Annotated in this window: 25 protein-coding genes and 2 tRNA genes; 6 read left to right on the forward strand and 21 right to left on the reverse strand. The window is 52.9% G+C overall.

Annotation, left to right across the window (positions count from 1 at the left end; translation table 11 throughout):
- Positions 1 to 79 precede the first annotated feature (79 nt).
- Entirely contained in the window at positions 80 to 619 is a 540-nt protein-coding gene (locus Q334_RS0115310; protein WP_027313981.1) for a hypothetical protein, read from the forward strand.
- Here Q334_RS0115310 and lysS read toward each other — a convergent pair.
- The 18 genes from lysS to ffh form a co-directional block, all read right to left on the reverse strand.
- Positions 616 to 2,106 carry a lysine--tRNA ligase gene (gene lysS / locus Q334_RS0115315; RefSeq protein ID WP_027313982.1) on the reverse strand — a complete coding sequence of 497 codons (1,491 nt, stop codon included), beginning with the start codon at positions 2,104 to 2,106 and terminating at the stop codon, positions 616 to 618. The genes Q334_RS0115310 and lysS overlap by 4 nt on opposite strands.
- A 63-nt stretch (positions 2,107 to 2,169) precedes the next feature.
- A protein-coding gene (prfB, locus tag Q334_RS0115320) for a peptide chain release factor 2 (protein ID WP_155889009.1) occupies positions 2,170 to 3,265 on the reverse strand; the annotation gives its coding sequence in 2 pieces (ribosomal slippage) (positions 2,170 to 3,192 and positions 3,194 to 3,265; 1,095 coding nt in all).
- 110 nt (positions 3,266 to 3,375) lie between these two features.
- Positions 3,376 to 4,542: a beta-aspartyl-peptidase gene (iadA, locus tag Q334_RS0115325; RefSeq protein ID WP_027313984.1), complete on the reverse strand. Its 1,167-nt coding sequence runs from the start codon at positions 4,540 to 4,542 to the stop codon at positions 3,376 to 3,378.
- Positions 4,543 to 4,574: 32 nt separating this feature from the next.
- Positions 4,575 to 5,267, reverse strand: a complete 693-nt coding sequence (locus Q334_RS0115330; RefSeq protein ID WP_027313985.1) for an ABC transporter permease — start codon at positions 5,265 to 5,267, stop codon at positions 4,575 to 4,577.
- Position 5,268: 1 nt separating this feature from the next.
- Positions 5,269 to 5,958, reverse strand: coding sequence for an ABC transporter permease (locus Q334_RS0115335; RefSeq protein ID WP_027313986.1), 690 nt, complete (start codon positions 5,956 to 5,958; stop codon positions 5,269 to 5,271).
- Between the two features lie 165 nt (positions 5,959 to 6,123).
- Positions 6,124 to 6,903: an ABC transporter substrate-binding protein gene (locus Q334_RS0115340; protein ID WP_027313987.1), complete on the reverse strand. Its 780-nt coding sequence runs from the start codon at positions 6,901 to 6,903 to the stop codon at positions 6,124 to 6,126.
- A gap of 40 nt (positions 6,904 to 6,943) precedes the next feature.
- Complete coding sequence (locus Q334_RS0115345) at positions 6,944 to 7,714, reverse strand: ABC transporter ATP-binding protein (protein WP_027313988.1); 771 nt, start codon at positions 7,712 to 7,714, stop codon at positions 6,944 to 6,946.
- Positions 7,715 to 8,040: 326 nt separating this feature from the next.
- The gene (recJ, locus tag Q334_RS0115350; protein ID WP_027313989.1) at positions 8,041 to 9,753 is read right to left on the reverse strand and encodes a single-stranded-DNA-specific exonuclease RecJ; all 1,713 of its coding nucleotides are present in this window, start codon (positions 9,751 to 9,753) and stop codon (positions 8,041 to 8,043) included.
- A gap of 17 nt (positions 9,754 to 9,770) precedes the next feature.
- The gene (locus Q334_RS0115355; protein WP_027313990.1) at positions 9,771 to 10,571 is read right to left on the reverse strand and encodes a YdcF family protein; all 801 of its coding nucleotides are present in this window, start codon (positions 10,569 to 10,571) and stop codon (positions 9,771 to 9,773) included.
- A 12-nt stretch (positions 10,572 to 10,583) separates the two neighbouring features.
- Positions 10,584 to 11,978, reverse strand: coding sequence for a threonine synthase (thrC, locus tag Q334_RS0115360; protein WP_027313991.1), 1,395 nt, complete (start codon positions 11,976 to 11,978; stop codon positions 10,584 to 10,586).
- Between the two features lie 14 nt (positions 11,979 to 11,992).
- The gene (locus tag Q334_RS0115365; protein ID WP_027313992.1) at positions 11,993 to 13,297 is read right to left on the reverse strand and encodes a homoserine dehydrogenase; all 1,305 of its coding nucleotides are present in this window, start codon (positions 13,295 to 13,297) and stop codon (positions 11,993 to 11,995) included.
- 150 nt (positions 13,298 to 13,447) lie between these two features.
- The gene (locus Q334_RS0115370) at positions 13,448 to 14,158 is read right to left on the reverse strand and encodes a DsbC family protein (RefSeq protein WP_027313993.1); all 711 of its coding nucleotides are present in this window, start codon (positions 14,156 to 14,158) and stop codon (positions 13,448 to 13,450) included.
- Between the two features lie 122 nt (positions 14,159 to 14,280).
- Complete coding sequence (xerD, locus tag Q334_RS0115375) at positions 14,281 to 15,168, reverse strand: site-specific tyrosine recombinase XerD (protein ID WP_027313994.1); 888 nt, start codon at positions 15,166 to 15,168, stop codon at positions 14,281 to 14,283.
- Positions 15,169 to 15,226: 58 nt separating this feature from the next.
- On the reverse strand, positions 15,227 to 15,601 hold the full coding sequence (rplS, locus tag Q334_RS0115380) for a 50S ribosomal protein L19 (protein WP_027313995.1): 375 nt from the start codon (positions 15,599 to 15,601) through the stop codon (positions 15,227 to 15,229).
- Positions 15,561 to 16,382, reverse strand: coding sequence for a tRNA (guanosine(37)-N1)-methyltransferase TrmD (gene trmD / locus Q334_RS19425; protein ID WP_051527858.1), 822 nt, complete (start codon positions 16,380 to 16,382; stop codon positions 15,561 to 15,563). The genes rplS and trmD overlap by 41 nt, the downstream gene beginning before the upstream one ends.
- A gap of 4 nt (positions 16,383 to 16,386) precedes the next feature.
- Positions 16,387 to 16,911 (reverse strand): ribosome maturation factor RimM, encoded by a 525-nt coding sequence (rimM, locus tag Q334_RS0115390; protein ID WP_027313996.1) that lies wholly within the window; start codon positions 16,909 to 16,911, stop codon positions 16,387 to 16,389.
- Positions 16,912 to 16,942: 31 nt separating this feature from the next.
- Positions 16,943 to 17,191 (reverse strand): 30S ribosomal protein S16, encoded by a 249-nt coding sequence (gene rpsP, locus Q334_RS0115395; RefSeq protein WP_027313997.1) that lies wholly within the window; start codon positions 17,189 to 17,191, stop codon positions 16,943 to 16,945.
- A gap of 184 nt (positions 17,192 to 17,375) precedes the next feature.
- A complete protein-coding gene (gene ffh, locus Q334_RS0115400) occupies positions 17,376 to 18,752 on the reverse strand; it encodes a signal recognition particle protein (RefSeq protein ID WP_027313998.1) in 1,377 nt (458 codons plus the stop codon).
- An 88-nt stretch (positions 18,753 to 18,840) separates the two neighbouring features.
- Here ffh and Q334_RS0115405 point away from each other — a divergent pair, with 88 nt between their 5' ends.
- Both Q334_RS0115405 and Q334_RS0115410 read left to right on the forward strand, forming a co-directional pair.
- Positions 18,841 to 19,677, forward strand: coding sequence for a cytochrome C assembly family protein (locus Q334_RS0115405; RefSeq protein ID WP_211249554.1), 837 nt, complete (start codon positions 18,841 to 18,843; stop codon positions 19,675 to 19,677).
- A 61-nt stretch (positions 19,678 to 19,738) separates the two neighbouring features.
- Complete coding sequence (locus tag Q334_RS0115410) at positions 19,739 to 21,016, forward strand: HlyC/CorC family transporter (protein ID WP_027314000.1); 1,278 nt, start codon at positions 19,739 to 19,741, stop codon at positions 21,014 to 21,016.
- A gap of 65 nt (positions 21,017 to 21,081) precedes the next feature.
- Here Q334_RS0115410 and cysE read toward each other — a convergent pair whose 3' ends face one another.
- From cysE to uvrB, 3 genes are all read right to left on the reverse strand, one after another.
- Positions 21,082 to 21,900, reverse strand: a complete 819-nt coding sequence (gene cysE / locus Q334_RS0115415) for a serine O-acetyltransferase (protein WP_027314001.1) — start codon at positions 21,898 to 21,900, stop codon at positions 21,082 to 21,084.
- A gap of 232 nt (positions 21,901 to 22,132) precedes the next feature.
- Positions 22,133 to 22,209: transfer RNA gene (locus Q334_RS0115420), tRNA-Val, on the reverse strand.
- 84 nt (positions 22,210 to 22,293) lie between these two features.
- A complete protein-coding gene (gene uvrB, locus Q334_RS0115425) occupies positions 22,294 to 24,321 on the reverse strand; it encodes an excinuclease ABC subunit UvrB (protein WP_027314002.1) in 2,028 nt (675 codons plus the stop codon).
- 73 nt (positions 24,322 to 24,394) lie between these two features.
- Between uvrB and Q334_RS0115430 the strand changes: the two genes are divergently transcribed.
- The 3 genes from Q334_RS0115430 (at position 24,395) to Q334_RS20455 (ending at position 26,027) form a co-directional block, all read left to right on the forward strand.
- On the forward strand, positions 24,395 to 25,573 hold the full coding sequence (locus Q334_RS0115430) for a pyridoxal phosphate-dependent aminotransferase (RefSeq protein ID WP_027314003.1): 1,179 nt from the start codon (positions 24,395 to 24,397) through the stop codon (positions 25,571 to 25,573).
- Between the two features lie 64 nt (positions 25,574 to 25,637).
- Positions 25,638 to 25,713, forward strand: a tRNA-Asn gene (locus Q334_RS0115435).
- 143 nt (positions 25,714 to 25,856) lie between these two features.
- Positions 25,857 to 26,027: a hypothetical protein gene (locus Q334_RS20455; RefSeq protein ID WP_155889010.1), complete on the forward strand. Its 171-nt coding sequence runs from the start codon at positions 25,857 to 25,859 to the stop codon at positions 26,025 to 26,027.
- Positions 26,028 to 26,262 lie beyond the last annotated feature (235 nt).

Below are 26,262 nucleotides of genomic sequence, written 5' to 3' on the forward strand. Positions count from 1 at the left end.
TGCCAGCAAAAGCGGCAGGATACGCTATCCTAGTCTGTGACTGAAGTCCGTTCCCACGGCCAGTGTTAAGGAGAGCATCATGCGCGCTGAAGAAGAGCAAGACCAAGCCCCCGCCCCCTCTGGCCTACTGGACAAACTGCCCTTAATCAGCCTTGCCGTTGCAGCCCTCGCTCTACTCTTGCCCATCAACCTATGGTTATGGGTTAGCAGCCCAGCCAATAATGACCTAGAACTCAGGGTGGCCATGCTGGAGGATGAGCTCAAGCGCTCCGTGACCTTTATTGCGGAAGAGCACAAACGCTGGCAAAGCCTGCTGCAAGAACAACACCGCCAGGCCGAACAGAATGAAGCACTGTTATCCCGCCTGGAGCTGGAGCTGAATACCTTTGCCAACAAGCAGATGCTCACCTTGCTAATTGAGCAGGAGCAACAACAGCTGAGCTTCTTGGGGGCACTTAAGATGGCAGCCTATGAACTAAGCAGCATGATTCGCGGCTCTCGCTCCTGGCTGGATGACTACGAACGAAAAATTAGTGAAGCCGAGCGGGAAGCTCAGGCGCGCTTAGCACGCCTGAAGATCCTGCAAGGCGCGGCCAACAAGGCCGCACCTAAGGGTTAGGCTTCCGGACGCATAGCCGGGAATAGAATCACATCCCGAATAGAGGGGGAGTTGGTGAAGAGCATCACCAAACGGTCAATACCGATCCCCTCACCTGCGGTGGGGGGCAAACCATACTCCAACGCATTGATGTAGTCGGCGTCATAGAACATCGCCTCATCGTCCCCTGCATCCTTCTCTGCCACCTGCTGACGGAAGCGCTCAGCCTGATCCTCCGGATCATTCAGCTCCGAGAAACCGTTAGCAATCTCACGTCCACCAACGAAGAACTCAAAGCGGTCGGTAACATGAGGGTTGTCATCATTGCGGCGCGCCAGCGGCGACACCTCAGCAGGGTATTCAGTGATAAAGGTCGGCTGATCCAGCAGATGCTCTGCCACCGCTTCAAAAATTTCAGTCTGCAGCTTACCTAATCCCCAAGTCGGCTTGACTGCAATTTTCAAACTTGCTGCCAGTGCCTGGGCCTGCTCTTTATCCTGCAACTGCTCCAGTTTGATTTCCGGATTAAAGTGCAGAATAGACTCCAGCATAGTCATCCGAATAAAGGGTTTACCGAAGTCATACTCCTTGCCCTGATACTGCACCAGAGTTGTCCCCAGTACCTGCTCCGCCAACTGGCGCAGCAAATCTTCGGTCAGGTTCATGGCATCTTTGTAGTCCGCATAAGCCTGGTAGAACTCCATCATGGTGAACTCAGGATTATGACGGGTCGACAAGCCTTCATTACGGAAGTTGCGGTTAATTTCAAACACCCGCTCAAAGCCCCCTACAACCAGGCGCTTCAAGTACAACTCCGGCGCAATACGCAGATACATATCCCGATCCAGCGCATTGTGATGGGTAATAAAAGGACGCGCCGATGCCCCACCAGGAATCACCTGCAGCATCGGGGTTTCGACTTCCAAGAAGCCACGATCCTGCATAAAGCGCCGAATCCCAGCGACGATTTGCGAACGAACACGGAAGGCGTTACGGGACTCTTCATTGGTAATCAGATCAACGTAACGCTGACGATAACGCATTTCGGTATCCTGCAAGCCCTTGAACTTGTCAGGCAATGGCCGCAGCGCCTTGGTCAACAAACGAGGAGCTTGCATATCGACATAGAGGTCACCTTTGCCTGACTTGCACAGGGTACCAGTGGCTGCAACGATGTCCCCCAGGTCCCACTCTTTCAAGCTCTCCAAGGTCGCTGCATCCAGACCCTTACGGTTCACATACAGCTGGATACGGCCACTAACATCCTGCAATACCATGAAGGCACCACGGTTCAGCATCAAACGACCGGCTACCTTGACCTGCAGACTCAACTGCTCCAGCTCTTCCTTGCTTTTATCGCCGTATTGGGCCTGAAGATCACCGGCCAGATGTTCACGACGAAAATCATTAGGGAAAGCCTGACCCTGCTCGCGCAAAGCCTGCAGACGCTCGCGACGCAAGGCCACCAGCTTGTTTTCATCCTGCAAATCAAGTTGTTCGTTGCTCATGGCAATATCCTGTATATGTCACGGCAGCCTGCTTGGCTGCCGCTGGTCATCTAAAAGGTGAGATCAGAGGCCGGCCTTGAGGCTGGCGACAATAAACTTATCCAGGTCGCCGTCCAGTACCGCCTGGGTGTTGCGGGTTTCCACCCCAGTGCGCAAGTCTTTAATCCGCGCATCATCCAACACATAGGAGCGAATCTGACTGCCCCAGCCGATATCCGCCTTGGAGTCTTCCAGGGCCTGGGCTGCCTCACTGCGTTTTTGCATTTCCAGCTCATACAGCTTGGCTTTCAGCTGTTTCATCGCGAAATCACGGTTCTGATGCTGGGAGCGCTGGGATTGGCAAGCCACCACCACGCCAGAAGGCATGTGGGTAATACGTACCGCTGATTCAGTTCGGTTAACGTGCTGACCACCGGCACCGGAGGCGCGATACACGTCGACGCGCAAATCTGCGGGGTTGATATCGATTTGCACGTTATCGTCTATTTCCGGGGCGACAAACACTGACGAGAACGAGGTATGGCGGCGATTGCCCGAGTCGAAAGGAGACTTGCGCACCAGACGATGTACGCCGGTTTCAGTACGTAGCCAGCCGTAGGCGTATTCACCTTCAAAACGAATGGTGGCACTTTTGATACCCGCGACTTCACCGTCTGATACCTCGATCAGCTCGGTTTTAAAGCCCTTGGCTTCACCCCAACGCAGGTACATGCGCAGTAGCATACTGGCCCAATCTTGAGCCTCTGTGCCACCCGAACCCGCCTGGATGTCCAAGAAAGCATGATTGGGATCCATTTCACCGGCAAACATACGGCGAAACTCCAAGTCTTCCAGCTGCGCCTGATAGCTATCCAGCTCTGACTCGACATCGGCCACCGTGGCTTCGTCCTCTTCCTCGGCCGCCATCTCCAGCAATTCCTTCACGTCCACCAGGCCCTGAGTCAGATCACGAAGGGTGCTTACCACTTTTTCTAGAGACACCCGCTCTTTGCCCAGATTCTGTGCGTATTCGGGGTCATTCCAGATGCTGGGGTCTTCCAGCTCGCGTTCAACTTCGACTAAACGTTCTTGCTTAGTATCGAAGTCAAAGATACCCCCTTAGCGCCAGCGTGCGCTCCTGGAGGTCTTTAATACGGTTCACGATAGGATTGATTTCCATCCGGGCCTTCCATCACTGCATCGTTAAAAAAGAACGCGCAATTTTAGCCGAAGATGGCCCAGGTATAAACGCTAAAACGGCAGCCAAAGCTGCCGTTTTGCAGGGTGAGATTACTCGAAGGTGCCTTTGGCCAGTTCCTGGCCGTCTAACTTCAACCAACGCCCTTTGGCCATCACGGAATCAATTCGCCAACTATCGGGCTGTACCAGCAGTAAGTCGGCATCCATGGCTGCCTGTAAACGCCCCTTTTGTTTTAACCCCAGCAAGCGTGCAGGGTTGGCGGTTACTACAGCCAATGCCTGTGCCAAGGGTACACCGGCGGCTAGCGCATCCTGTACTGCCTGCCACAGGGAGGCAAGCTGACCCACTTGCAACCCTACCAGATTCCCTTCACCATCAAACACCGGCAAGCTGGCTTGCCCATCCGAGCTAAAGCTGATTTGACTAAGGGGCACACCGGCAGCGAGCATTTCACGCAAGCCTTCCCCACACTCGACTTCCCCCCACTTCAGGAGTTCAGGGGTAGTACTGGTGGTAAAGTCGACAAAGCCACCGCGCTTGGCATAGCCAATCGCAGTCTCAAACAAACTACGGCTACGATTGACATGGGTAACCTGCAACTGGCGTCGAGGAATATCCGTGCTGGCAAATAGGGCTTCGAGCAAATCCAGTTGATCGGGAGCATCCCCCATATGAACCAACACCGTGCCAGCTTTGCCCGCCAGCATGCCCCCCACCCGAGCAGCGGCCACCACCTTTTTCAGTTCATCAAGAGTCGGTTGTGAAGAACGATGATCAGCCACCGCCACCTCTCCCACCCCCAGCATGATATCCACCAGCAACAGGTCGCGCTCGACACTCCCAGTCAGAGTTTTTACCGGGATCTGGTAAGAGCCGGTATGGCAGTATGCACTAACGCCCTCATGGTTCAGCGCGCGCGCCTTCGCCACCAGTTCCGCCAGCGAGCGGCTTTCTGAATCAGTGCCCAGCGCCCCGATCAAGGTCGTAACGCCTGCCTCAATCGCTTGCGACAAGCGCAGTTCCGGCGTGCGGGTATGGGGGCCGCCTTCACCGCCCCCTCCGGTAAAGTGCACCAGGGAGTCGACCATTCCGGGTATCGCTAAGCGCCCTGCCGCCTCCACCTGCTGGCATGGCACACTGGTATCCAGCTTAATCTCCGTCTCAATCGCCAGTATTTTGCCACCGGCACAGAGAATATCCCGCTGCCCCAGTTCCTCTGGGGCATAAACCTTAGCCTGTTTAATCAGCGTCAGCATGATAGAGGGTACTTATCCTGAAATATCAATCCTTAATGAGTACGCGGGCGTAAGTGCGCATGCCAACGCTTCTCTGCCAGTTTAATCCCCCACACGATGAGGAAGGTCATCAGCAGATACAGGACACCTGAGGCGATGAAGGCCTCAAAAGGACTGTAGTAACGCGAATTGACGATACGAGCCGCTCCGGTCAGATCCACCAATGTAATCACACTGGCAACTGAGCTACCGTGCAACATAAAGATAATTTCATTGCTGTAGGCATGCAGAGCACGGCGAGCAGCACTGGGGAGGATGATGCGGCGCATGCGCTGCCAGCGACTCATACCATAGGCAATAGCCGCTTCCACCTCTCCGTGGGGGGTGGTGGCAATGGCGCCACGAATAATCTCAGCCGTATAGGCAGCAGTGTTGAGGGTAAATGCCAACAGTGCACAGAAGTAGGCTTCCTGCAGGAAAATCCACATCCAGGTGGATTTAATCCAGGCCAACTGGCCAAAACCGTAGTAGATGATAAACATCTGCACCAACAGTGGTGTGCCACGGAAGAAGTAAATGTAACTCCAGGCCAATCCCTTCAGAACGGGATTGCTCGACTGGCGCATCAGGGCCATTGGCAGTGCGATGGCCAGACCGATCAACAGGGCTAACACCACCAACTGCACGGTGGTCCACAAGCCTTCCAGATAGAGGGGCCAGTTTGCCCAAATAATACTGAAATCCATCTTAGCCCCTCCGGTAAGCACGACCCAGGCGTGTTTCTGCCAAATTCAACAACCACACGGAGATGGAGGTGAACACCAGGAAAATCACCGCAACCGATAGATAGAAGGTGAAGGGCATTTGCGTTGCCCCTGCCGCCAGACTGGCTTTACGTACCATGTCATCCAAACCGATAACCGAAACCAGCGCGGTGGTTTTCAGCAATACCAGCCAGTTATTACCTAACCCGGGCAGGGCATGGCGCAGCAACTGTGGCAGCATCACACGGAAGAATACTTGGCCAGGGCGCATGCCATAAGCCAAAGCCGCTTCTCGCTGCCCTTTGTCCACAGCCAGATAGGCACCGCGCAGGGTCTCGGCCATATAGGCACCAAAGATAAAGCCGATGGCCACTACCCCTGCCACGAAGGGGTTAATGTCGATATAGTCGTCATAACCTAACCGGTAAGCCAGGTCATTAATCAGCACCTGCCCACCGAAGAAAATCAGTAGCATTAACACCAGATCGGGTATCCCCCGAATCACGGTGGTATAAATACCGGCCAGCCAACGCAGGGGGGCAATGCTAGACATTTTTGCCACCGCCGCCAGCATTCCTAGTAACAACGCCAGTACCAGAGAGGCCAATCCCACTTCCAATGTGATCAGTGCGCCATAGGCAATGGTTCCACCGTAACCTTGCAAATCGAACATGGATGCTTCTTCCACTCAAGAATGACTGCTCACCGCCGCAGTCACAGACTGGGCTGACAAGAGGAGCTCCTACTACCCCTCTTTGTCGTTCCCGGCTGTGCCGGGTTGGCTGGCAAGCCCATAACGAGCTTGCTTGGCCCCTCCCTGGACCACAACCTCTTGCGATTACTCTGCGCCGTAGACGTTAAAGTCGAAATAGCGGTCAGAGATCAGCTCATACTCACCCTTGGAGCGAATGGCATAAATCGCTTGGTTAAACTTCTCAACCAGGTCGGTATCCTGCTTACGGATCGCAATACCCGCACCTTCACCGAACCACTTCACATCGGTCAGAGAGGGGCCAACGAACTCATAGGCATCGCCACCTTCCTTACGCAGGAACCCATCCTGCAGGGCTACAGAATCCGCCAGCAGCAAGTCCACACGGCCCGCCTTCATATCCAGATAGGCTTCATCCTGAGTGGCATAGCGGACGATTTCCACGCCATCACCAAAGTTATCGGTCAGGTAGCTGTCGTGAATAGTGGCACGCTGCACCCCGATTTTCTTACCCTTCAGCCCCTCTTTAGTGAACTCCAGCTGAGTTCCTTTGGCCGCTACATAACGCGCTGGGGTGTGGTAGTACTTATTAGAGAAGGCAACTTTCTGCTTGCGCTCCTCAGTAATCGACATGGAGGCGATGATGGCATCGTACTTACGCGCCAACAGACCCGGAATAATGCCGTCCCAATCCTGGGCAACCAGTTCGCACTTAGCCTGCATTTCTTCACACAGGGCCATGGCGATATCAATATCGAAGCCTTTCAGCTCACCCTCTGGGGTGGTCCAGCTGAAAGGAGGGTAAGCCCCCTCAACACCGATACGAATTTTGTCCCATTCCTTAGCCTGAGCCTGCATGGTGCTCATACCCACCACGATGGCGGCGACGGTCAGGAGTTTCTTCATGGTTTTATTCTCCTTGGAGTTGCTCTGTGAGACTTCCTGCTCAGTATTGAGAGGACAGGAACTGTTTAACCCGCTCAGAACGGGGATTCTGGAAAAACTCTTGCGGGGTCGCTTTTTCTTCCAAGCGGCCCTGGTGTAGGAACACCACTTCAGAGGACACGTCACGGGCGAAGGACATCTCGTGGGTTACCACCATCATGGTGCGCCCTTCCTCTGCCAGCTCACGCATAACCTTCAGCACCTCACCGACTAACTCTGGGTCCAGGGCAGAGGTAGGCTCATCAAACAAAATAACTTCCGGATCCATTGCCAGCGCCCGGGCAATCGCTGCTCGCTGTTGCTGACCACCAGAGAGGTGAGCCGGATAGTAATCACGACGCTCATAGAGGCCGACACGCTGTAACAAGGCTTCGGCACGCTCTGTAGCTTCAGCCTTGGATTGCCCCAATACATTCACCGGTGCTTCGATGATATTTTGCAGTACGGTCATATGACCCCAGAGGTTAAAGCTTTGGAACACCATCGACAGCTGCGCCCGAATACGCTCTACCTGGCGCATATCAAGGGGCTTACGCTCACCTTTGGCATCCTGTTGACTCATCCGAATCAACTCACCCTTTACCCGCACATCACCGGCATTAGGCATTTCCAACAAGTTCAAGCAGCGTAGAAAAGTGCTCTTCCCTGAGCCGGACGATCCGAGGATAGAGATCACATCCCCTTTGTTCGCACTCAAAGAGACATCTGACAACACGCGGTGCTGGCCGAAGGATTTACTCAGTCCCGTGACTTCAAGGGTAGGTTGGCTCATAGGTAGGTACCTAGCTGATTTAAAATGCTTTTCTCATCTCAAACGAATGAGATTCGACAAAAATCTAGAGGCAAGCATAGCCGATCTAGCAAGTGTAGACCCAATGCTTACACTGGAAACGTTGGCAGACTAATTATTGCGCCATTCACTGAGGGCATGACGGGACATGTGATAGAAGTCCCGTAGAGATAGACATTGCATAGTAGGATTCCGTGATTGTTATTGTGGTTATCGGTTGATCGGATACTAACACAGGCCGAGAGGGGCTCTAGTCCCCCGTACCGAAAACCTACAAAACAGGTCGCACAGGCAAAATTGTTACCACCTTAGCAGGCTTGCAAATATTCCACCATTAGTTGTAGACGAGTTTCACCACGGAACTCATTGATATCTAAGCGATAAACCAAACGAGCACGGCGACTTTGGCTAGGCCAGAGACGCAAATCCGCATTGAAATGAATCCCTTCCCACTGCCCCTGACTGTTACCCACCACCAGCTTCAGATGTCGCTCCCCGACAATCCGCTGTTGGCGTAACTCAAACTCCCCCTCAAACAGAGGTTCAGGGAAATGCTGCCCCCAGGGCCCCGCCTGACGCAACAACCAGGCAGTATCAAGGTTCATTAAAGCCGGTGGAAGCTCACCATCGGTCTCCAAGATGGCCTGTAAATCGGTAGGCCGTAAGCGATTCCGTACTTCAACATCGAACGCTTGCCGAAACTGAGCCAAATCAGCCTCATCCAAGGTCAATCCAGCTGCCATGGCATGACCACCAAAACGCTGCAACAAGCCAGGATGGCGCGCATCGACTGCTGCCAAGGCATCACGAATATGCAAGCCAGGGATCGAGCGAGCAGAACCCTTTACCTCACCCCGCTCTCCTCGGGCCATGGCGATCACCGGACGATAAGTACGATCTTTAATCCGTGACGCCAGAATACCTATCACGCCCTGATGCCAATCCGGGTCATAAAGCGCCAATCCCCAAGGTAGATCTTGCTGGTTCAGCTCTAACCGCTCCAACTCCTGCAAGGCCTGATATTGCATATCTTGCTCTATTTCCCGCCGAGCTAGGTTCATTTCATTCAGCTGATCGGCATAAAAATTAGCCAACTGCTCAGACTCCGTCAGCAGACACTCAATGCCCACCGAAATATCATCCAGACGCCCCGCCGCATTTAATCGGGGGCCAATCGCAAAACCGAGATCCGCGGCCGTCAACATTGAGGGTACCCGCCCCGCCACCCGTAGCAGGGCTTGAATGCCCGGTCGCGCCTGGCCGGCCCGAATACGCTGCAAACCTTGATGGACCAGGATTCGATTGTTGCTGTCCAATGGCACCACATCCGCCACCGTACCCAAGGCCACTAAATCCAGAAAACGCGCCAGATTAGGGGGTTCGCCAGTAAAGTGTCCGCGCTCACGTAACCGCTGACGCAGCGCCACCAGCACATAAAACATCACCCCTACACCACAAAGCGCTTTACTGGGAAATGCACAATCTGGTTGATTCGGGTTAATGATGGCATCCGCGGCAGGTAAAGACTCACCAGCCAGGTGATGATCCGTCACCAAGACACGCCAACCTCGTGCCTGTGCCGCGGCAACTCCCTGATGAGCGGCAATACCATTATCCACCGTGACCACCAGATCGATATCGGCCGGCATCTGCGCCACCAGCTCAGGGCTGAGACCATAACCATGCTCAAAACGATTCGGCACCTGGTAACTGACCCGCCGGGCCCCCAACTCACGCAAGCCCAAAATCGCCAGGGCAGTGCTGGTTGCGCCATCACAGTCAAAGTCACCAACGATACAAATGTGTTGCTGTTGCTCAATCGCCGTCGTCAGCAGGCTGACCCCCTCTTCCAGGCCATGCAGTTGCTGCACCCCTGCCAGGGCCTGCAAACCACGCTGTAGCTGATCAACATGTTCAACACCACGGGCAGCATAAATACGCTGCAATAAAGGAGAAAGCCCATGCAAACCAGCAGGCAACTGAGCCGGCAAAGGCCGCTGCTGAATGAGTTTATCCGTCATGTATGTCCTTAGCGTGCTCAGGGGGCTGGTAGCCACGCCGATGAGCGGCCACCCCAGTAGTAGGCTGTTAAACCGACCCACTCCCGCAGAGCAACCGATAATAGAAACAGATTCTCTGCAAGGTTGGCATTGATACGCTGCTGCCCTGCAGGATAGGCACGATAATCAACAGGCATGGCTAACACCTGCCATCCCTGTTGTCGAAATACACCCATCGCTCGGGGCATATGATAAGCGGATGTAACCAACAACCAGTTGCCTGGATACTGCTCACGCCAACTCTGTAGACGGGAAGCATTTTCCCAGGTATTACGCGCTTGGTGCTCAAAGAATACCGGGTGAGTAATGCCCGACTCCTGCAGCCACTGCTGCACTACCCGGGCACCACTAATCTTTTCCGCCAGCGGATTGCCACTGGCGCCACTGACCAAAATCGGCACCTTAGGATAGCGCTGCATCAACGCCAGCATCGAGGTATAACGCTCAGCCGCCCAGTTAAACTCAACGGTGCCCCGGGCAGCCGACATTTCTGCCTCCTCTCCACCACCGAGGACGATGATACCGGCAACCTGTTCAGGCCAGGGCTGTTGCACGCCTAGGGTTGGGAAACGCTGTTCAAGGGGGATAAGCAGATAATCGGCCAGCGGCCAAACACTGAAGGGCAAGGCAGTAAAAACGACCAAGCCCACCAGCCAACGACCCAAGCGGGCCATACGCGGCAATAACCACCAACCGAGTAACAGTATCAGCAGCCCCGCATGTTCGGGGCGGCTGACAAACCAAAAGGCTTTACTCAGATAGAACCATAGATCATCCATGCTGCTGACTGATTAGGCTTTTGCCAAGCAATCCGCCATATAGCCTTGTACCTTGGCCAGATCATTCGCCAGCACCTGATAACGTTCTTCACGCTGATGTAGATCCTGCATATGCTCCGGCAATGTGGGGGCTTGCAGCTGGGCCTGCACAATCGCATCCGGAAACTTAACCGGATGGGCGGTGGCCAGGGTCACCATGGGAATGCTGGCATCCTTCCAACATGCCCGCGCGGCCTGCACGCCTATAGCCGTGTGAGGATCCAACAAATAGCCGTTCTCCGCATGAACACTGGCAATAGTCGCCACCGTCTGCACATCATCCACCCGGTAACTATCAAATAGCTCCCGTACCTGTTGCCAACGACTTGGCTCCAGTTGCACTGACTCGCTGCGGAAACGATTCATCAGATCAGCAATCGCCGCGCCATCACGACCATACACATCGAACAGTAAGCGTTCAAAGTTGCTGGAAACCATGATGTCCATTGAGGGTGACAGCGTGTGCACTAGCCCTTGGCGACTCATATCATTGCCACTGATGGCACGGTGAAGGATGTCGTTGTGGTTCGTCGCCACTACCAACTGCGCAACAGGCAGGCCCATCTGCTTAGCCAGGTAACCGGCAAAAATATCGCCAAAGTTGCCGGTAGGTACCGAGAAAGAAACTGGACGCGCAGGCGCCCCCAGCGCTAAACCAGCCGCAAAGTAGTAGACGATCTGGGCCATAATACGCGCCCAGTTAATCGAGTTAACCGCACCTAAACGAGCCCCCTGCAAGAAGGCCTGATTGGCAAAAGAGTCCTTCACCATCTGCTGGCAATCATCGAAATTACCTTCCAGAGCGATGTTGTAGACATTATCTGCCAACACTGTGGTCATCTGCCGGCGCTGCACCTCAGAGACACGTTGATAGGGATGCAGAATAAAGATGTCCACATTTGCGCAGTGACGACAGCCTTCAATCGCCGCCGAACCGGTATCACCGGAAGTCGCTCCCATAATTACCAGACGCTCGCCCCGCTTCGCGAGCACATGATCCAGTAAGCGTCCAAGCAACTGCAGGGCAAAATCCTTAAAGGCCAGGGTCGGGCCATGGAATAACTCCAACACCCACTCATTGGCACCCAGCTGCACCAGCGGCGCAACTGCCTGGTGGCGGAAACCGGCATAGGTTTCCTGCAGCATGGTTTTAAACTCATCATCGCTGATCGCCCCTGCCACAAAAGGCTGCAGGATATTAAAAGCTAACTGGTCATAGCTCAGACCACGCCAGCTGGCGATTTGCTCTGCACTAAAGTGTGGTAATTGTTCGGGCACATAAAGCCCACCATCGCTGGCCAAACCGGCCAACAATACCTCTTCAAAGCCCAGCTTAGCCGCCTGACCACGGGTACTGATATATTGCATTGCGACTCTCCCGCTTAGGCTAAATCCAACTGCTCCACCCGCATCCGGGTAATGGAGCCAAGTACATCTTCCAGCTGCTCGATAGCAGCCAGCGCTTCATTCATTAATCCTTCTCTGACACGCTGAGTCAGAATGATGACAGGGGCGTTGGCATGCCCATGCTCTTTTTGCAGCAGAGCTTCAATGCTGATGTCGTACTCACTGAAAATGCGGGTGATTTGCGCCAACACACCAGGCTTTTCCCGCACCTGCATGCGCAGGTAGTAAGCAGTATGAATATCTTCCGCCGCCAACACCGGCACATCAGACAAATGAGATGGCTGGAATGCCAGATGAGGCACTCGGTTATCCGGGTCTGCAGTTAACGCCCGAGTCACATCAATCAAATCTGCTACGACGGCAGAAGCTGTCGGCTCTGCACCCGCTCCGGCACCGTAATACAGAGTGGGGCCAACGGCATCGCCTTTTACCATCACCGCATTCATCACGCCATTTACATTGGCCAGCAAACACTTGGCCGGTACCAGGGTCGGATGCACTCGTAGCTCTACCCCCTGCTCGGTACGACGGGCGATACCCAGATGCTTAATACGATAGCCCAGGGCCTCGGCATAACTCACATCCTCAGGCGCAATACGGCTAATACCTTCGGTGTAGGCTTTATCAAACTGGAGGGGGATGCCAAAGGCTAACGAGCCAAGGATGGTGAGTTTGTGGGCGGCATCAATACCTTCCACATCGAAAGTCGGATCCGCTTCGGCATAACCCAGAGCTTGGGCTTCTTGCAGTACATCCGCAAAGTCACGCCCTTTGTCACGCATTTCCGTCAGAATAAAGTTACCCGTGCCATTAATAATGCCCGCCACCCATTCGATGGCATTTGCACTTAACCCTTCACGGATGGCTTTAATAATGGGGATGCCACCCGCAACTGAGGCTTCAAAGGCTACCATCACGCCCTTTTCCTGGGCTGCAGCAAAGATTTCATTACCATGGACGGCGATCAGCGCTTTATTCGCTGTCACGACATGCTTACCGTTTGCAATCGCGGTCATCACCAGCTCATAAGCGGTCTCATAACCACCGATCAGCTCAACCACGATATCGATTTCCGGATCCTTCACCACGTCAAAAATATCGCGGGTGAGGCGCACCTGAGTCAGGTTGCAGTCAGCATGGTCACGACGGGCACCAACCAAATCAATTTGGATCTGACGACCAGCACGGCGGGAGATTTCTTCGGCGTTGCGTTTTAATACGTTGAAGGTACCAGAGCCCACGGTACCTAGGCCACAGAGGCCAACTTTCACAGGTTTCAAGATCATTCCCCATTAATGTAATGAGCCACTCGCATCCCCAGCGATGTGACTTTCCCCGCTACAACGGGAGAGGGGCCAAGATGGCCCAGCACAGGAGGCTAAACATTACGAAGGGGAAGCCCCCCTGTCAACGACAGCGGGGCTATAGACTTATAACCCTAAGGCTTGAAGCAAGTTAGCTGCCGGCATATAACCCGGTACCAACTCACCATTCTCAAATACTAAAGCAGGTGTGCCTGTCACACCCATTTGCTTACCAAGCATATAATGTTTGGCCACCGGATTATCGCAGCTCAGCTTTTCCGGCTGCTTACCCGCTTTGGCCAAGTCCATCGCCTGTTGCTGATCTTTAGCACACCAGACCGATACCATGGTGTGATAAGTAGGTGAGTTTATCCCAGTTCGAGGAAAGGCCAGATAACGCACCTCCACCCCTGCGGCATTCAGTTCCGGGATCTCTTTATGCAGTTTGCGGCAGTAGCCACAGTCCACATCGGTAAAAACATGCAAACGGGCTTTCACCTCCCCCTTTGCGGGGTACACCACCGCCTCATTAGCATCCAGCTCCTTTAGCAAAGCTTGACGCTCCTGATTTTGCCGTGCTTCCGTCAGGTTATTGAACCCCCGCTCCGTCACCTGATAAAGATTACCCACCACAAAGTACTCTCCATTTTCAGTGGTATAGAGCACATCGCCCGTGCCCAAGCTGACTTCAAACAATCCCGGCATCGGCGCTGACTGCACGGAATTAATAGGCAGGCCGGGATAAGCTTTATCCAAACGGGCACGAATTTCAGCTTCACCGGCGCTTACCTGGGCGCTCAACAAGACGGAAGCGGCCACCAGGGCATATTTCCACATTGATCCATTGCTCCTACAAAACGATGACGGGTGGCCTGACCACCAACTCTCTCTTTGGGCTCAAAGACACGCATCATACCCAAGAGCTTTCAGGCTTAGTCAAGCAAACTGCGAAAAAGTTCCTAACCGCGCGGGTGATGCTCAGCATGCAACTGTTGCAGACGGGCTTTAGCGACATGGGTATAAATCTGCGTGGTGGATAAGTCACTGTGACCAAGCAACATCTGCACTACCCGCAAATCTGCGCCATGATTCACCAAATGAGTAGCAAAGGCATGCCGCAGCGTATGGGGCGACAGATTGACAGCAATTCCCGCCTCTTTAGCGTATTTTTTAATCACATACCAAAAAGTCTGCCTAGTCATATAACCGCCGCGCAGACTGGGAAATAACACCTCAGCCTCTGCCCCCAGTAACAACGGCCTAGCCTGACGTAAATACTGCTCTAGCCACTGTAACGCCTGCTCCCCTAAGGGCACCAAGCGCTCCTTGCTACCCTTGCCCCATACCCGCAACCACCCTTGCTGCATGTTCAACTGCGGCACACTTAAACCCACCAACTCACTCACTCGCAAGCCAGTTGCATATAACACTTCCAGCATGGCACGGTCACGCAAGCCTAAAGTCGTTGCCACATCGGGGGCCTCCAACAGTGCCTCTACATCCGATTCAGCCAAACTTTTGGGTAAGGGACGCTGTCGCTGACCAGCACTTAGATGCAAACTAGGATCTTGTCCCCACCAACCTTGCTCGACCCCATACTGAAAAAAGCCACGCCAAGCCGAAAGATAACGCGCCAGTGAACTGGCCTTACTGCCTCGCTCTTGCAATGCAATCAAGCATTGCTGCAAGTCCAGCACTTCAACTTGCTGCCAGTTTCTGTCCCGCTCTATTAACCAAGCATTCAATATCAGCAAGTCCTGCTGATAAGCCTGCAAGCTATGCTCACTTAGCTGGCGGTCATAGCGCAACGCATCCAGATAAAGCTGCAAATAATCCTGCTCGCCCATCGCTCCCCCAGAAAGCAAAAAGGTGGCCTAAGCCACCTTTTTATAGAAAACCTCGCAATTAAGCGTCGGTGTTCTTGATAACGATCTTTTCCTTGATACGCGCAGCCTTACCAGACAGGTCACGTAGGTAGTACAGCTTAGCCTGACGAACGTCACCACGGCGCTTAACCTGGATGCTTTCGATCTGGTTGCTGTAAGTCTGGAAAGTACGCTCAACGCCTACGCCGTGAGAAATCTTACGCAGGGTGAAAGCAGAGTTCAGGCCGCGGTTACGCTTGCCAATGACTACACCTTCAAAAGCCTGCAGACGGCTACGATCGCCTTCCTTAACACGTACTTGTACCACCAGGGTGTCACCGGCACCGAAGGCAGGTACTTCTTTATTCATTTGTTCAGCTTCGATTTGCTGAATGATCAGGTTCTTGCTGCTCATCGCTCGCTCCTAATGTAGTTTCCACCTCACCCTGTCGCTGTGTCTGGCGGTGTTGGTGGATAAATTCTGTCAAAAGCCGTTGCTGTTCGTTGGTCAATGTCTGACGGGCCAACAACTCCGGACGTCTTAACCAAGTACGTCCTAATTGTTGCTGCAACCGCCACTGACGTATCTGTTGATGGTTGCCCCCCAACAAAACGGGAGGTACCTCAAGCCCTTCATAACATTCAGGTCGTGTATAGTGCGGACAATCCAGCAAGCCTGCACTGAAAGAATCCTGCTCTGCCGACTCCTGCTTACCTAGCACCCCCGGTACTAAGCGGGCAACGCTATCGACTAACACCATGGCTGGCAGCTCACCGCCACTCAGCACAAAATCACCAATGGACCACTCAGCATCAATCTGGGTTTGAATTACCCGCTCATCAATACCTTCATATCGCCCTGCAACCAGTAACAAAGCCGGCTCACGTGCCAACTCTGCCACGCCCTGCTGATCCAACACCCGCCCCTGGGGGGAGAGGTAGATCACCTTAGGCTTAACGGGGGCAGCCTGCTTGGCTGCATTGATGGCATCCTGCAATGGCTGGACTTTCATCAACATGCCTGGGCCACCGCCATAGGGGCGATCATCCACGGTGCGGTGTCGGTCATACGTAAAGTCACGCGGATTCCAACACTGCAAGGTCAGTTTGTTTTGTCTGACCGCTCGACCGGTTACACCGTAGTGACTAACCGCTCGAAACATCTCTGGAAACAGAGAAATCAAGCCTATCCACATAGGCTTAGTAACTGGGGTCCCAATCGACCACCAAGCGTTCCTGTTCCAGCAACACTTCCTTCACGATGTTGTCAGGTAAATAAGGAATCAAACGTTCCTGCTTATCCACACTGCCAACACAGGGCTTTACAACCAGCACATCATTGGCACCGGTAGCCATCAGGTGATCAACTCGCCCCAGCAATTGCTCTTGCAAATTGACTACCTGTAACCCTTCGAGCTGATGCCAGTAAAACTCGCCATCTTCCAAGGCGGGCAACTGCTCCTGCTCGATGTAAATTTCTGCTCCGCAATAACTGCGAGCCAGATCTCGATCGTCACACCCTTTGATATGGGCTACAAGGCCCTCACCATGGGTACGCCACTGATCAATATTTACTGCCAACGCTTGACCATTGAGCTGTAACGTCCAAGGCTCATAAGCAAAGATATTTTCTAACGGCTGGGTATAGGAGTAGATCTTCACCCATCCTTTCACCCCATATACAGAGGTGATACGTCCAACCAACAGAGTGTCTTTGTTTGCCATTGAATATGTCAGCTCTACAACACGCAACTGATTAAGCGGCCTTGCTGGCCTCTTTGATCAACTGAGCCACACGATCGGTGGGCTGTGCACCATGCTGCGTCCAGTAAGCAACACGCTCCAGGTTGATGCTCAGGCGCTGCTCCTGACCACGAGCCAAGGGATTGAAGAAACCCACTCGCTCAATAAAACGACCGTCGCGAGCATTACGCTGATCAGCGATGGTGATGTGGTAGAAAGGACGCTTTTTAGAGCCGCCACGAGCTAAACGAATAGTTACCATACTACGTTCGATCCTCTTACTGAGTCCGAGTGGGTTTTGACATCGCCCACTGTTTGGGAAACCGGCTAAGCTTTTAAGGGACATAACCGAGTCACAAGGCGCCACATTCTACGCAAAGCGCCCTGAAGATGGAAGGAAAAACTGTATTAAAACTGCACAGTCTGCCGAAATTGTCTAGCTCCTGTTAAAGACGCGGCATACCGCCACCCATTCCAGGGGGCAACATTCCCTTCATGCCACGCATTAACTTGCTCAAGCCACCTTTCGCGGTCAGCTGCTTCATCATCTTTTGCATCTGTTTATGCTGCTTCAGCAGCCGGTTAATATCCTGCACCTGGGTGCCGGAGCCCTGTGCAATACGACGCTTACGCGAGCCGTTGATTACATCAGGATTACGACGCTCTCCCGGCGTCATGGAGTTAATGATCGCCTCCATTTGCTTAAACATTTTTTCCGCCTGGCCCAGATCAGCATTCTGACTAAGCTGTCCCATGCCAGGCATCATGCTCATGATGCTACCCATACCGCCCATTTGCTTCATTTGCTGCAATTGGTCACGGAAGTCTTCCAGGTTAAAGGTTTTACCTTTCTTTAACTTCGTCGCCAGCTGTTCTGCTTTATCCTTATCAAGCTTTTGCTCCGCCTGCTCGATCAGCGAGAGCACATCGCCCATCCCCAAGATACGGGAAGCAACACGATCTGGATGGAAGGGCGCCAACGCTTCGGTTTTCTCCCCCACCCCCAAAAATTTAATCGGCTTACCCGTAATATGGCGAACAGACAACGCTGCCCCACCACGGGCATCACCATCGGTCTTAGTAAGAATGACACCGGTTAATGGCAATACATCATTGAAAGCCTTAGCCGTGTTCGCCGCATCCTGACCGGTCATGGAGTCCACCACAAACAGGGTTTCCACCGGTTTAACCTGGGCATGCAGCTGACGCACTTCCTCCATCATCGCCTCATCAACATGAAGGCGACCTGCCGTATCCAACAGCACAACATCATGGTGCTGAATTTTGGCATGCTGGACCGCTGCCTTAGCGATGTCAGCAGGCTTCTGCTCGGGCGAACTGGGGAAGAAATGCACCCCAACCTCCGCTGCCAACGTCTCCAGCTGTTTAATCGCAGCGGGACGATAGACGTCTACCGATACCATCATGACGGACTTTTTCTTACGTTCTTTCAGGTAGCGCGCCAGCTTGGCTGCTGAAGTCGTTTTACCCGCCCCCTGCAAACCCGCCAACATAATCACCGCCGGCGGCTGAGCGGCCAGGTTTAACTCTTCATTGGCCTCCCCCATGATGGTGACCAACTCCTGACGAACTATTTTGACGAACACCTGGCCAGGCGTCAGGCTACGGGTCACCTCTTGCCCAATCGCGCGCTCCTTAACCTTGGCGATAAACTCCTTCACCACCGGTAAGGCAACATCCGCTTCCAGCAACGCCATACGCACATCGCGCAATGCATCTTTGACGTTATCTTCCGTCAGCTTGGCTTGACCGGTGATATGTTTCAGGGTGCGCCCTAAGCGCTCACTTAAGTTGTCAAACATAGGAAACCTCAGTATCAGGTACGCTGGGCAAACGTACCTGCATTGCAAAATTTTCGGCTATTATATCCGACACACCGACAAGGGACGAATGTCTCTGCCCGATCTGGAGCCTTGGATTGCCCACATGTTGTTGATCGTCACTTCGTTATTAGCTGTCATTGCCTACTCTTGCGCTGGATATTGGCAAGGCTGTGCCCTGCTCAATCGTCCGCAAGCCAGTAAAGCCCTGGTGCTTTCTTTAGCTGCCTTAGGCGCCGTAAGCCAAGCGATTCTCCTTAGTCAGGGTATGCTCACCCCCGAGGGTTGGCTACTAGACTTTGTCAGCCTGTCATCTTTAATGGCAATTGTCTTAGTCTCTCTGGTGGTAGTAAGCAGCCTAACTCGGCCACTGGAAAACCTATTGGTCATTATTTTACCCGTTGCTATTTTGACCTTGGCGCTAGAGTGGCTACTTCCTCAACACGGCAGTGCTAAACATTACCATCCCGGGGTGCTGATCCATATTCTTGCCTCCATGCTGGCCTACGCCCTACTGGCGTTAGCCGGTATTCAGGCCTTACTACTTGCTCGCCAAGACTGGCAGTTGAAACACCATCATCCTAGCGGCATTGTCAAATCACTTCCTCCACTGCAGACCATGGAAAAGCTGTTATTCGAATTGGTATGGGGTGGTATGGTACTGCTCACCCTTGGCCTACTGACCGGCTTTATTTTTGTAGAAAATCTTTTCGCCCAGCACCTCGTCCACAAAACCCTACTCTCTCTGTTAGCCTGGGTACTCTTTGCCATCCTGCTATGGGGCCATCATCGTCTCGGCTGGCGCAGCCGTACCGCGGTGCGCTGGACCCTTGGCGGCTTTATTCTGTTGATGCTGGGCTTCTTTGGCAGCAAGTGGGTACTGGAGTTTGTACTGGGCAGCGCTTGACAGCCCCAATGGGAATGAATACAACAGCCTTTCAGCTCAGTGAAACGAGGTTCACTCCGTCTTGAACGACCTTCCTATATCGGCCTTACTATTGTTGTTAGGCCTGCTTATTTTGTGTTCTGCTTTTTTCTCTGCATCCGAAACCGGCATGATGTCGCTCAACCGCTACAAGCTGCGACACTTGGTCAAAAACAAACACCGGGGAGCATTACGCGCCAGCAAACTACTGGAGCGTCCTGACCGCCTGATTGGCGTCATTCTGATCGGCAACAACTTCGTTAACATTCTTGCCTCCGCCATTGCTACTGTTATTGCCGTACGCTTGTGGGGCGATGCTGGCATTGCGATTGCCACCGCAGTGCTGACTCTGGTCATCCTGATTTTTGCCGAGGTTACCCCAAAAACCCTGGCTGCACTTCATCCCGAGCGCATTGCCTTCCCTGCAGCCATTTTACTGCGCCCCATTTTAAAGCTGCTCTACCCCTGCGTCTGGACAGTCAACAGCATTACCAATGCCATCCTGAAGCTGCTAGGCCTGCACCGCAAAGATCAGAATGACCACCTCAGCACTGAAGAGCTGCGCACTTTAGTGCATGAAGCCGGTGCACTGATGCCACGCCGTAATCAGGACATGCTACTGAGCATTCTTGATCTTGAACATGTCAGCGTGAATGACATCATGATCCCCAGCAATGAAATCATCGGCATTGACCTGGAAGATGAGCTGGAAACAATACTGGAACAGATTTCTCGCAGCCGTTATACCCGCCTCCCCATTTACCAGGGCGATATCAATAACGTGCTTGGCGTCCTCCATATGCGCAGCGTTGCTCGCCTACTGAAGCATGGCCGCGATCTGAGCAAGCAGGATCTTTTGAATGAAAGTTTTCCCGCATACTTTATTCCGGAAAACACCTCGCTCCACACCCAACTCTTTAACTTCCAACGGGAAAGTAAACGTCTGGGCCTAGTAGTTGATGAATACGGCGATGTGATTGGCGCCATTACCCTAGAGGATATTCTGGAGGAGATTGTTGGAGAACTATCCAACAAAGATGCCAAGGAGGATCAGGACATTGTTCACCAGGAAGACGGTAGTGTGATCATTGATGGCACCGCCAACATTCGCGACATCAACAAGTCGCTAAACTGGCTGCTACCAACTGAAGGCCCCAAAACCATTAACGGCCTGATTGTTGAGCATCTTGAAGCGATCCCTACCGCCAACACCTGCGTACAGATTGCCAACTACCGCTTCGAGACCCTGCAAATAAAAGACAATCTGATTAAATCTGTCCGCGCCTATGCTTTGGCAGACACCGACGGCGAAGACGATTAACTCTCTGGCACTGTCAAAAACAAAGGGAGGCACAAGCCTCCCTTTTCCTATATACCTTGCTTAGCCTACTTAGTGTGAGCCAGCAGCTCCTCACAGGGGTCAAAGTCCTGGTTCATATCCAGTGCAGGCTTATCAGTACGCGGCACCCCAACCACTTTTGCCGGCACCCCTGCCACAGTGGTATGGGGAGGCACGGGCTTCAGCACCACGCTCCCTGCACCAATTTTGGCACCATTCCCCACTTCAATATTGCCTAAGACTTTAGCTCCGGCACTGATCAGCACCCCAGCACGAATCTTGGGATGACGATCCCCCGACTCCTTACCCGTCCCCCCCAGGGTAACGTTCTGCAGGATAGAGACATCATCCTCCACTACCGAAGTTTCCCCGATAACAATACCGGTAGCATGGTCAAGCATAATTCCCTTACCGATGCGGGCAGCAGGATGGATATCAACGCCAAATACCACGGAGATCTGGTTTTGTAAGAAAATCGCCAAGGTTTTGCGGTTCTGCTTCCATAACCAATTCGCCACACGATACGCCTGCAAGGCATGAAAACCCTTTAAATACAGCAGTGGCACTAGATATTCATTCACTGCCGGGTCCCGCTCTACCGTGGCTTTAATATCCGCGCAAGCGGAGTGGAGAATGCAGGGGTCATTGGCAAAGGCCTCGGCAATAATCTCGCGGATGGTGATAGCAGGCACCGTGGGACAGTCCAGCTTGTTAGCTAAGTGAAAACTTAGCGCTGAACTAATGTCATCGTGATTCAAAATCGTGGAGTGGAAGAAACTGGCCAACATCGGCTCTGTGCTCGTTTGTGCCAGGGCTTCATCCTTCACGATGCGCCATACTTCATCTATTAACTGCGCCGCAGACATAATACCGCTTCCTTCTTATTGCAGGGGCGGAGGAAAGATGGGGCCAGAATACCTCATTTCAATCGGCTTAGCGATTGCACCAATCCCGCCATAGCAAACTGAACACAGAGATAGCTCTCCTGCCAAACAATGCCCTCACCGTTCGCATACCCAACCAACGGACTCTCTCATAAGCATAGTCACTGTAGCCAAAAGCAAAAAAGGCCATGACTTTCGTCATGGCCTTCAAATCTGGTAGGACTAACTGGACTCGAACCAGCGACCCCCACCATGTCAAGGTGGTGCTCTAACCAACTGAGCTATAGTCCTGTCGCGTTAAGCTGGCGTGCATTATACCCAGACCGCGTTGTGGCGCAACCCCTTTTTACTAACTTTTTCCTGCACTTCAAAGACTTAGCTTTCCAATAACGGAATCTGTGCTTTAAGCTCCTGCACCTTGTCCCGCAGCTGCGCTGCCTTTTCAAACTCCAGAGCCTTCGCAGCGGCAAACATCTCTTGCTCAAGCTTTTTAATCAGCTTGGCTAATGCCGCCAAATCCTGCGGCGCAGCTGCTTGGTAGTCTGCACTCGGCTCCGCTACTTTGCGCTGCGCCCTACCTCTATTATTCCCCTTACCAGGAGCAACCGCCCCCTCCAGGATATCCTGCACCGACTTCAAAATCGTTTGGGGAGTAATACCATTGGCCACATTGAACTCATGCTGACGCTCTCGACGGCGAGCCGTCTCATCTATCGCTTTCTGCATCGAGCCAGTAATACGATCGGCATAGAGAATAGCTTTCCCCTTCGCATTACGTGCCGCACGACCAATCGTCTGAATTAAAGAACGTTCGGAGCGCAGGAAACCCTCTTTATCGGCATCCAGAATCGCCACCAAGGAGACCTCCGGCATATCCAAGCCCTCTCGCAGTAGGTTAATCCCTACTAGCACATCGAACTCCCCTAGCCGCAGATCACGGATAATTTCCACCCGTTCAACTGTGTCGATATCTGAGTGCAGATAACGCACCTTGATGCCATGCTCACTCAAATACTCAGTTAAATCCTCTGCCATCCGCTTGGTTAGCGTAGTCACTAGCACACGCTCTTTATCCGCAATCCGCAGATGAATTTCAGAGAGCAGGTCATCCACCTGGGTACCCGCAGGGCGTATCTCCACCTCAGGGTCCAGCAATCCCGTGGGCCTCACTAGCTGCTCTACTACCTGCCCCGCGTGTCTCGCCTCATAATCCGATGGTGTTGCTGATACGAACACCATCTGAGGCGCTATCCGTTCCCACTCATCAAAACGCATAGGGCGGTTATCGAGGGCAGAAGGCAAACGGAAACCATACTCCACCAGAGTTTCCTTACGAGAACGATCCCCCTTATACATCGCCCCAATCTGAGGAATGGTGACATGAGACTCGTCGATGATAAGTAGTGAATCTGGCGGCAAGTAATCAAATAGAGTAGGAGGCGCCTCGCCTGGTTGCCGGCCCGACAGGTAGCGCGAGTAGTTCTCTATGCCGTTGCAGTACCCTAGCTCACGGATCATTTCCAGATCATAGCGTGTCCGTTGCTCTAAGCGTTGCGCCTCAACCAAACGCCCCGCCTCACGCAAGTGATGCAAGCGCTCATGCAACTCTGCCTCAATAGCCTCTACAGCTTGCAGCAGAGTCTCCCGTGGAGTGACATAGTGTGTTTTAGGATAGATAGTAAAGCGCGGCAGGCTCTGCCCAGCCCTGCCTGTTAAAGGATCAAACAAACGTAATGACTCTATCTCATCATCAAAAAGCTCAATCCGCAGTGCATCCTGGTCAGATTCAGCGGGAAACACATCAATAACCTCACCACGAACCCGATATGTCCCCCTCTGAAAGTCGATATCATTGCGGGTATATTGCAGTTCCGCCAAGCGTCGCAGAATAAAGCGCTGCTCAATTTTGTCGCCACGCACCAGGTGCAACACCATTTGTAGGTAAGCTTGCGGATCGCCCAAACCATAAATAGAAGAAACCGTGGCCACAATGATAGTGTCGCGCCGCTCTAACAACGCTTTGGTGGCGGAAAGACGCATCTGCTCAATATGCTCGTTAACCGATGCATCCTTTTCAATGAAGGTATCGGAGGATGGAACGTAGGCCTCTGGCTGGTAGTAGTCGTAATAAGAGACAAAGTACTCCACCGCATTATGTGGAAAGAACTCCTTAAACTCACCGTAGAGCTGCGCTGCCAACGTTTTATTGTGAGCCATGATCAATGTTGGACGCTGAACTTTCTCAATAATATTAGCCATGGTAAAGGTTTTACCCGAGCCAGTTACCCCAAGAAGAGTCTGAGCAGCTAAGCCGGCCTCCAATCCTTGGCTCAACTTTTTAATCGCCTCAGGCTGATCCCCTGAAGGACTAAACTTACTCACTAACTGAATTTTATCCGACATCGGTTTACGCTCCCCGGCTTCCTTGTTATAAGAGCGGCAGTCCGCTACCACCTCACAACAAAGAGGGCTTAACATGGCAGTGACGCTAAGCCAGCGCCTTCAACATATACATACCTCCCCCACCGCTTTGCTAACCAAAGAAGTGAAGGCACTTATCGCAGCAGGCGAGGATATCATTGCCCTCGCAGCGGGAGAACCGGACTTTGCCACTCCTGAGCATATTCAGACAGCCGCCATTGAGGCCATGCGTAGTGGTCAAACCGGTTATACCCCTGTAGCCGGCACACCAGAGCTACTCGCGGCCATTGCCGCCAAGTATCGTCGTGATTTTAGCCTTCACTATGATAACGAACAGATCATTGCCACCTGCGGCGGCAAACAGGCTATCTATAGTGCTTTCTTAGCGATCCTGAGCGCCGGCGACGAAGTGCTGATTCCCGCTCCCTATTGGGTGTCCTACCCTGACATGGCCCGCTGTGCTGACGCCATTCCCGTGATCGTGGAATGTGACGAAGGCGAGCATTTTAAACTCAGTGCCACTAAGTTGCGCCAACACTTAAATCAGCAAACCAAACTGCTTATTTTAAACTCACCCAACAATCCCAGCGGGCAGGTATATAGCCGTCAGGAATTGGCAGAATTAGCCACCGTTATACGCCAATGGCCTGAGTTGTGGATCCTTTGCGATGATATTTATGAGCCTTTTTGCTGGCATCCCGACGGATTCCACACCCTTATTGAGATTGCTCCCGACCTGGCCGACAGAACGCTCATCGTCAATGGCGTCTCTAAAGCCTATGCCATGACTGGCTGGCGCCTTGGCTATGCCCTCGGCCCAGCCTCTCTCATTAAAGCCCTCGGCACCTTGCAGTCGCAAAGCACCTCCTGCGCCTGCTCGATTTCTCAAGCAGCGGCAGTGGCAGCGCTACAGGGTCCACAAGACTGTATTACCCTCTTTTGCCAGAGTTACCAAACTCGTCACGCCTGGCTACTCGAACAACTAAATAATCTACCTGGAGTTTCCTGCCTGCCAAGCCAAGGTGCATTCTATCTCTTTGCCAATGTGCGAGAGGCTATGGATCAGCACCAGCTCACAACTGATGTCGCCTTCTGCCAATGGTTGCTGCAACAGGCCAAGGTAGCCGTGGTACCGGGCTCAGCCTTTGGCTTGACTGGCTATGTACGCTTTTCATTTGCCGCCGCACAATCTGATCTTGAAAAGGCGATTGAGCGCTTACAGAAAATTTTATAAACCATCGACAAGCCCTTGACATAAAAAGAAAAAAACGTATTATAGCGGCCCATCGACACGATGTTCCCTGATAGCTCAGTCGGTAGAGCAGCGGACTGTTAATCCGTTGGTCGCAGGTTCGAGTCCTGCTCGGGGAGCCACTTCTAAAGCCCTAAACGGGCTTTTTTCGTTTATGCATCTTCTCTCCTTTCCACGACAACACCACTGATCTTCTTCAGTCTTCGTTAACCCACTTCTATACATAAACAGCTCTTCGCAATTAGCCAGCTACTGCTGCAGCATCATGCCCTACCCCTCCTATCTCGCTGCCAGCGTACCAGGATTAAAGCTGATTCCGATCAATGGCGGCCGCACGCTCTATCCCCTGCGCTTGCTGATCCGGCACAGCGAACCCACTCCTATCCTAGCCAAGATGCTGATGGAGGCAGCCATCAAGACACAACAGATCAGTTAGTTTGCAAGAACTCTGGATAAGGCAAGGTTGTGATCAGATGGACAGCCAAGCTGTTGTTAGGCGGGTATATGCGCTTTATACGCCGAGCGTTAGGTAGGTCTTCTTCTCGCCGAAGCATTGATCTCGGCAGCGATGGGGGCCATGGCAAGCTCAGATGGCGTGATCACGCTTACACGCCCACTAGCTGGAGGCTCTTTCACAATCCAGCCATTACGCTGAGCATGCAACGAGGATT

Source organism: Balneatrix alpica DSM 16621 (assembly GCF_000619885.1).
GTDB classification, from domain to species: domain Bacteria; phylum Pseudomonadota; class Gammaproteobacteria; order Pseudomonadales; family Balneatricaceae; genus Balneatrix; species Balneatrix alpica.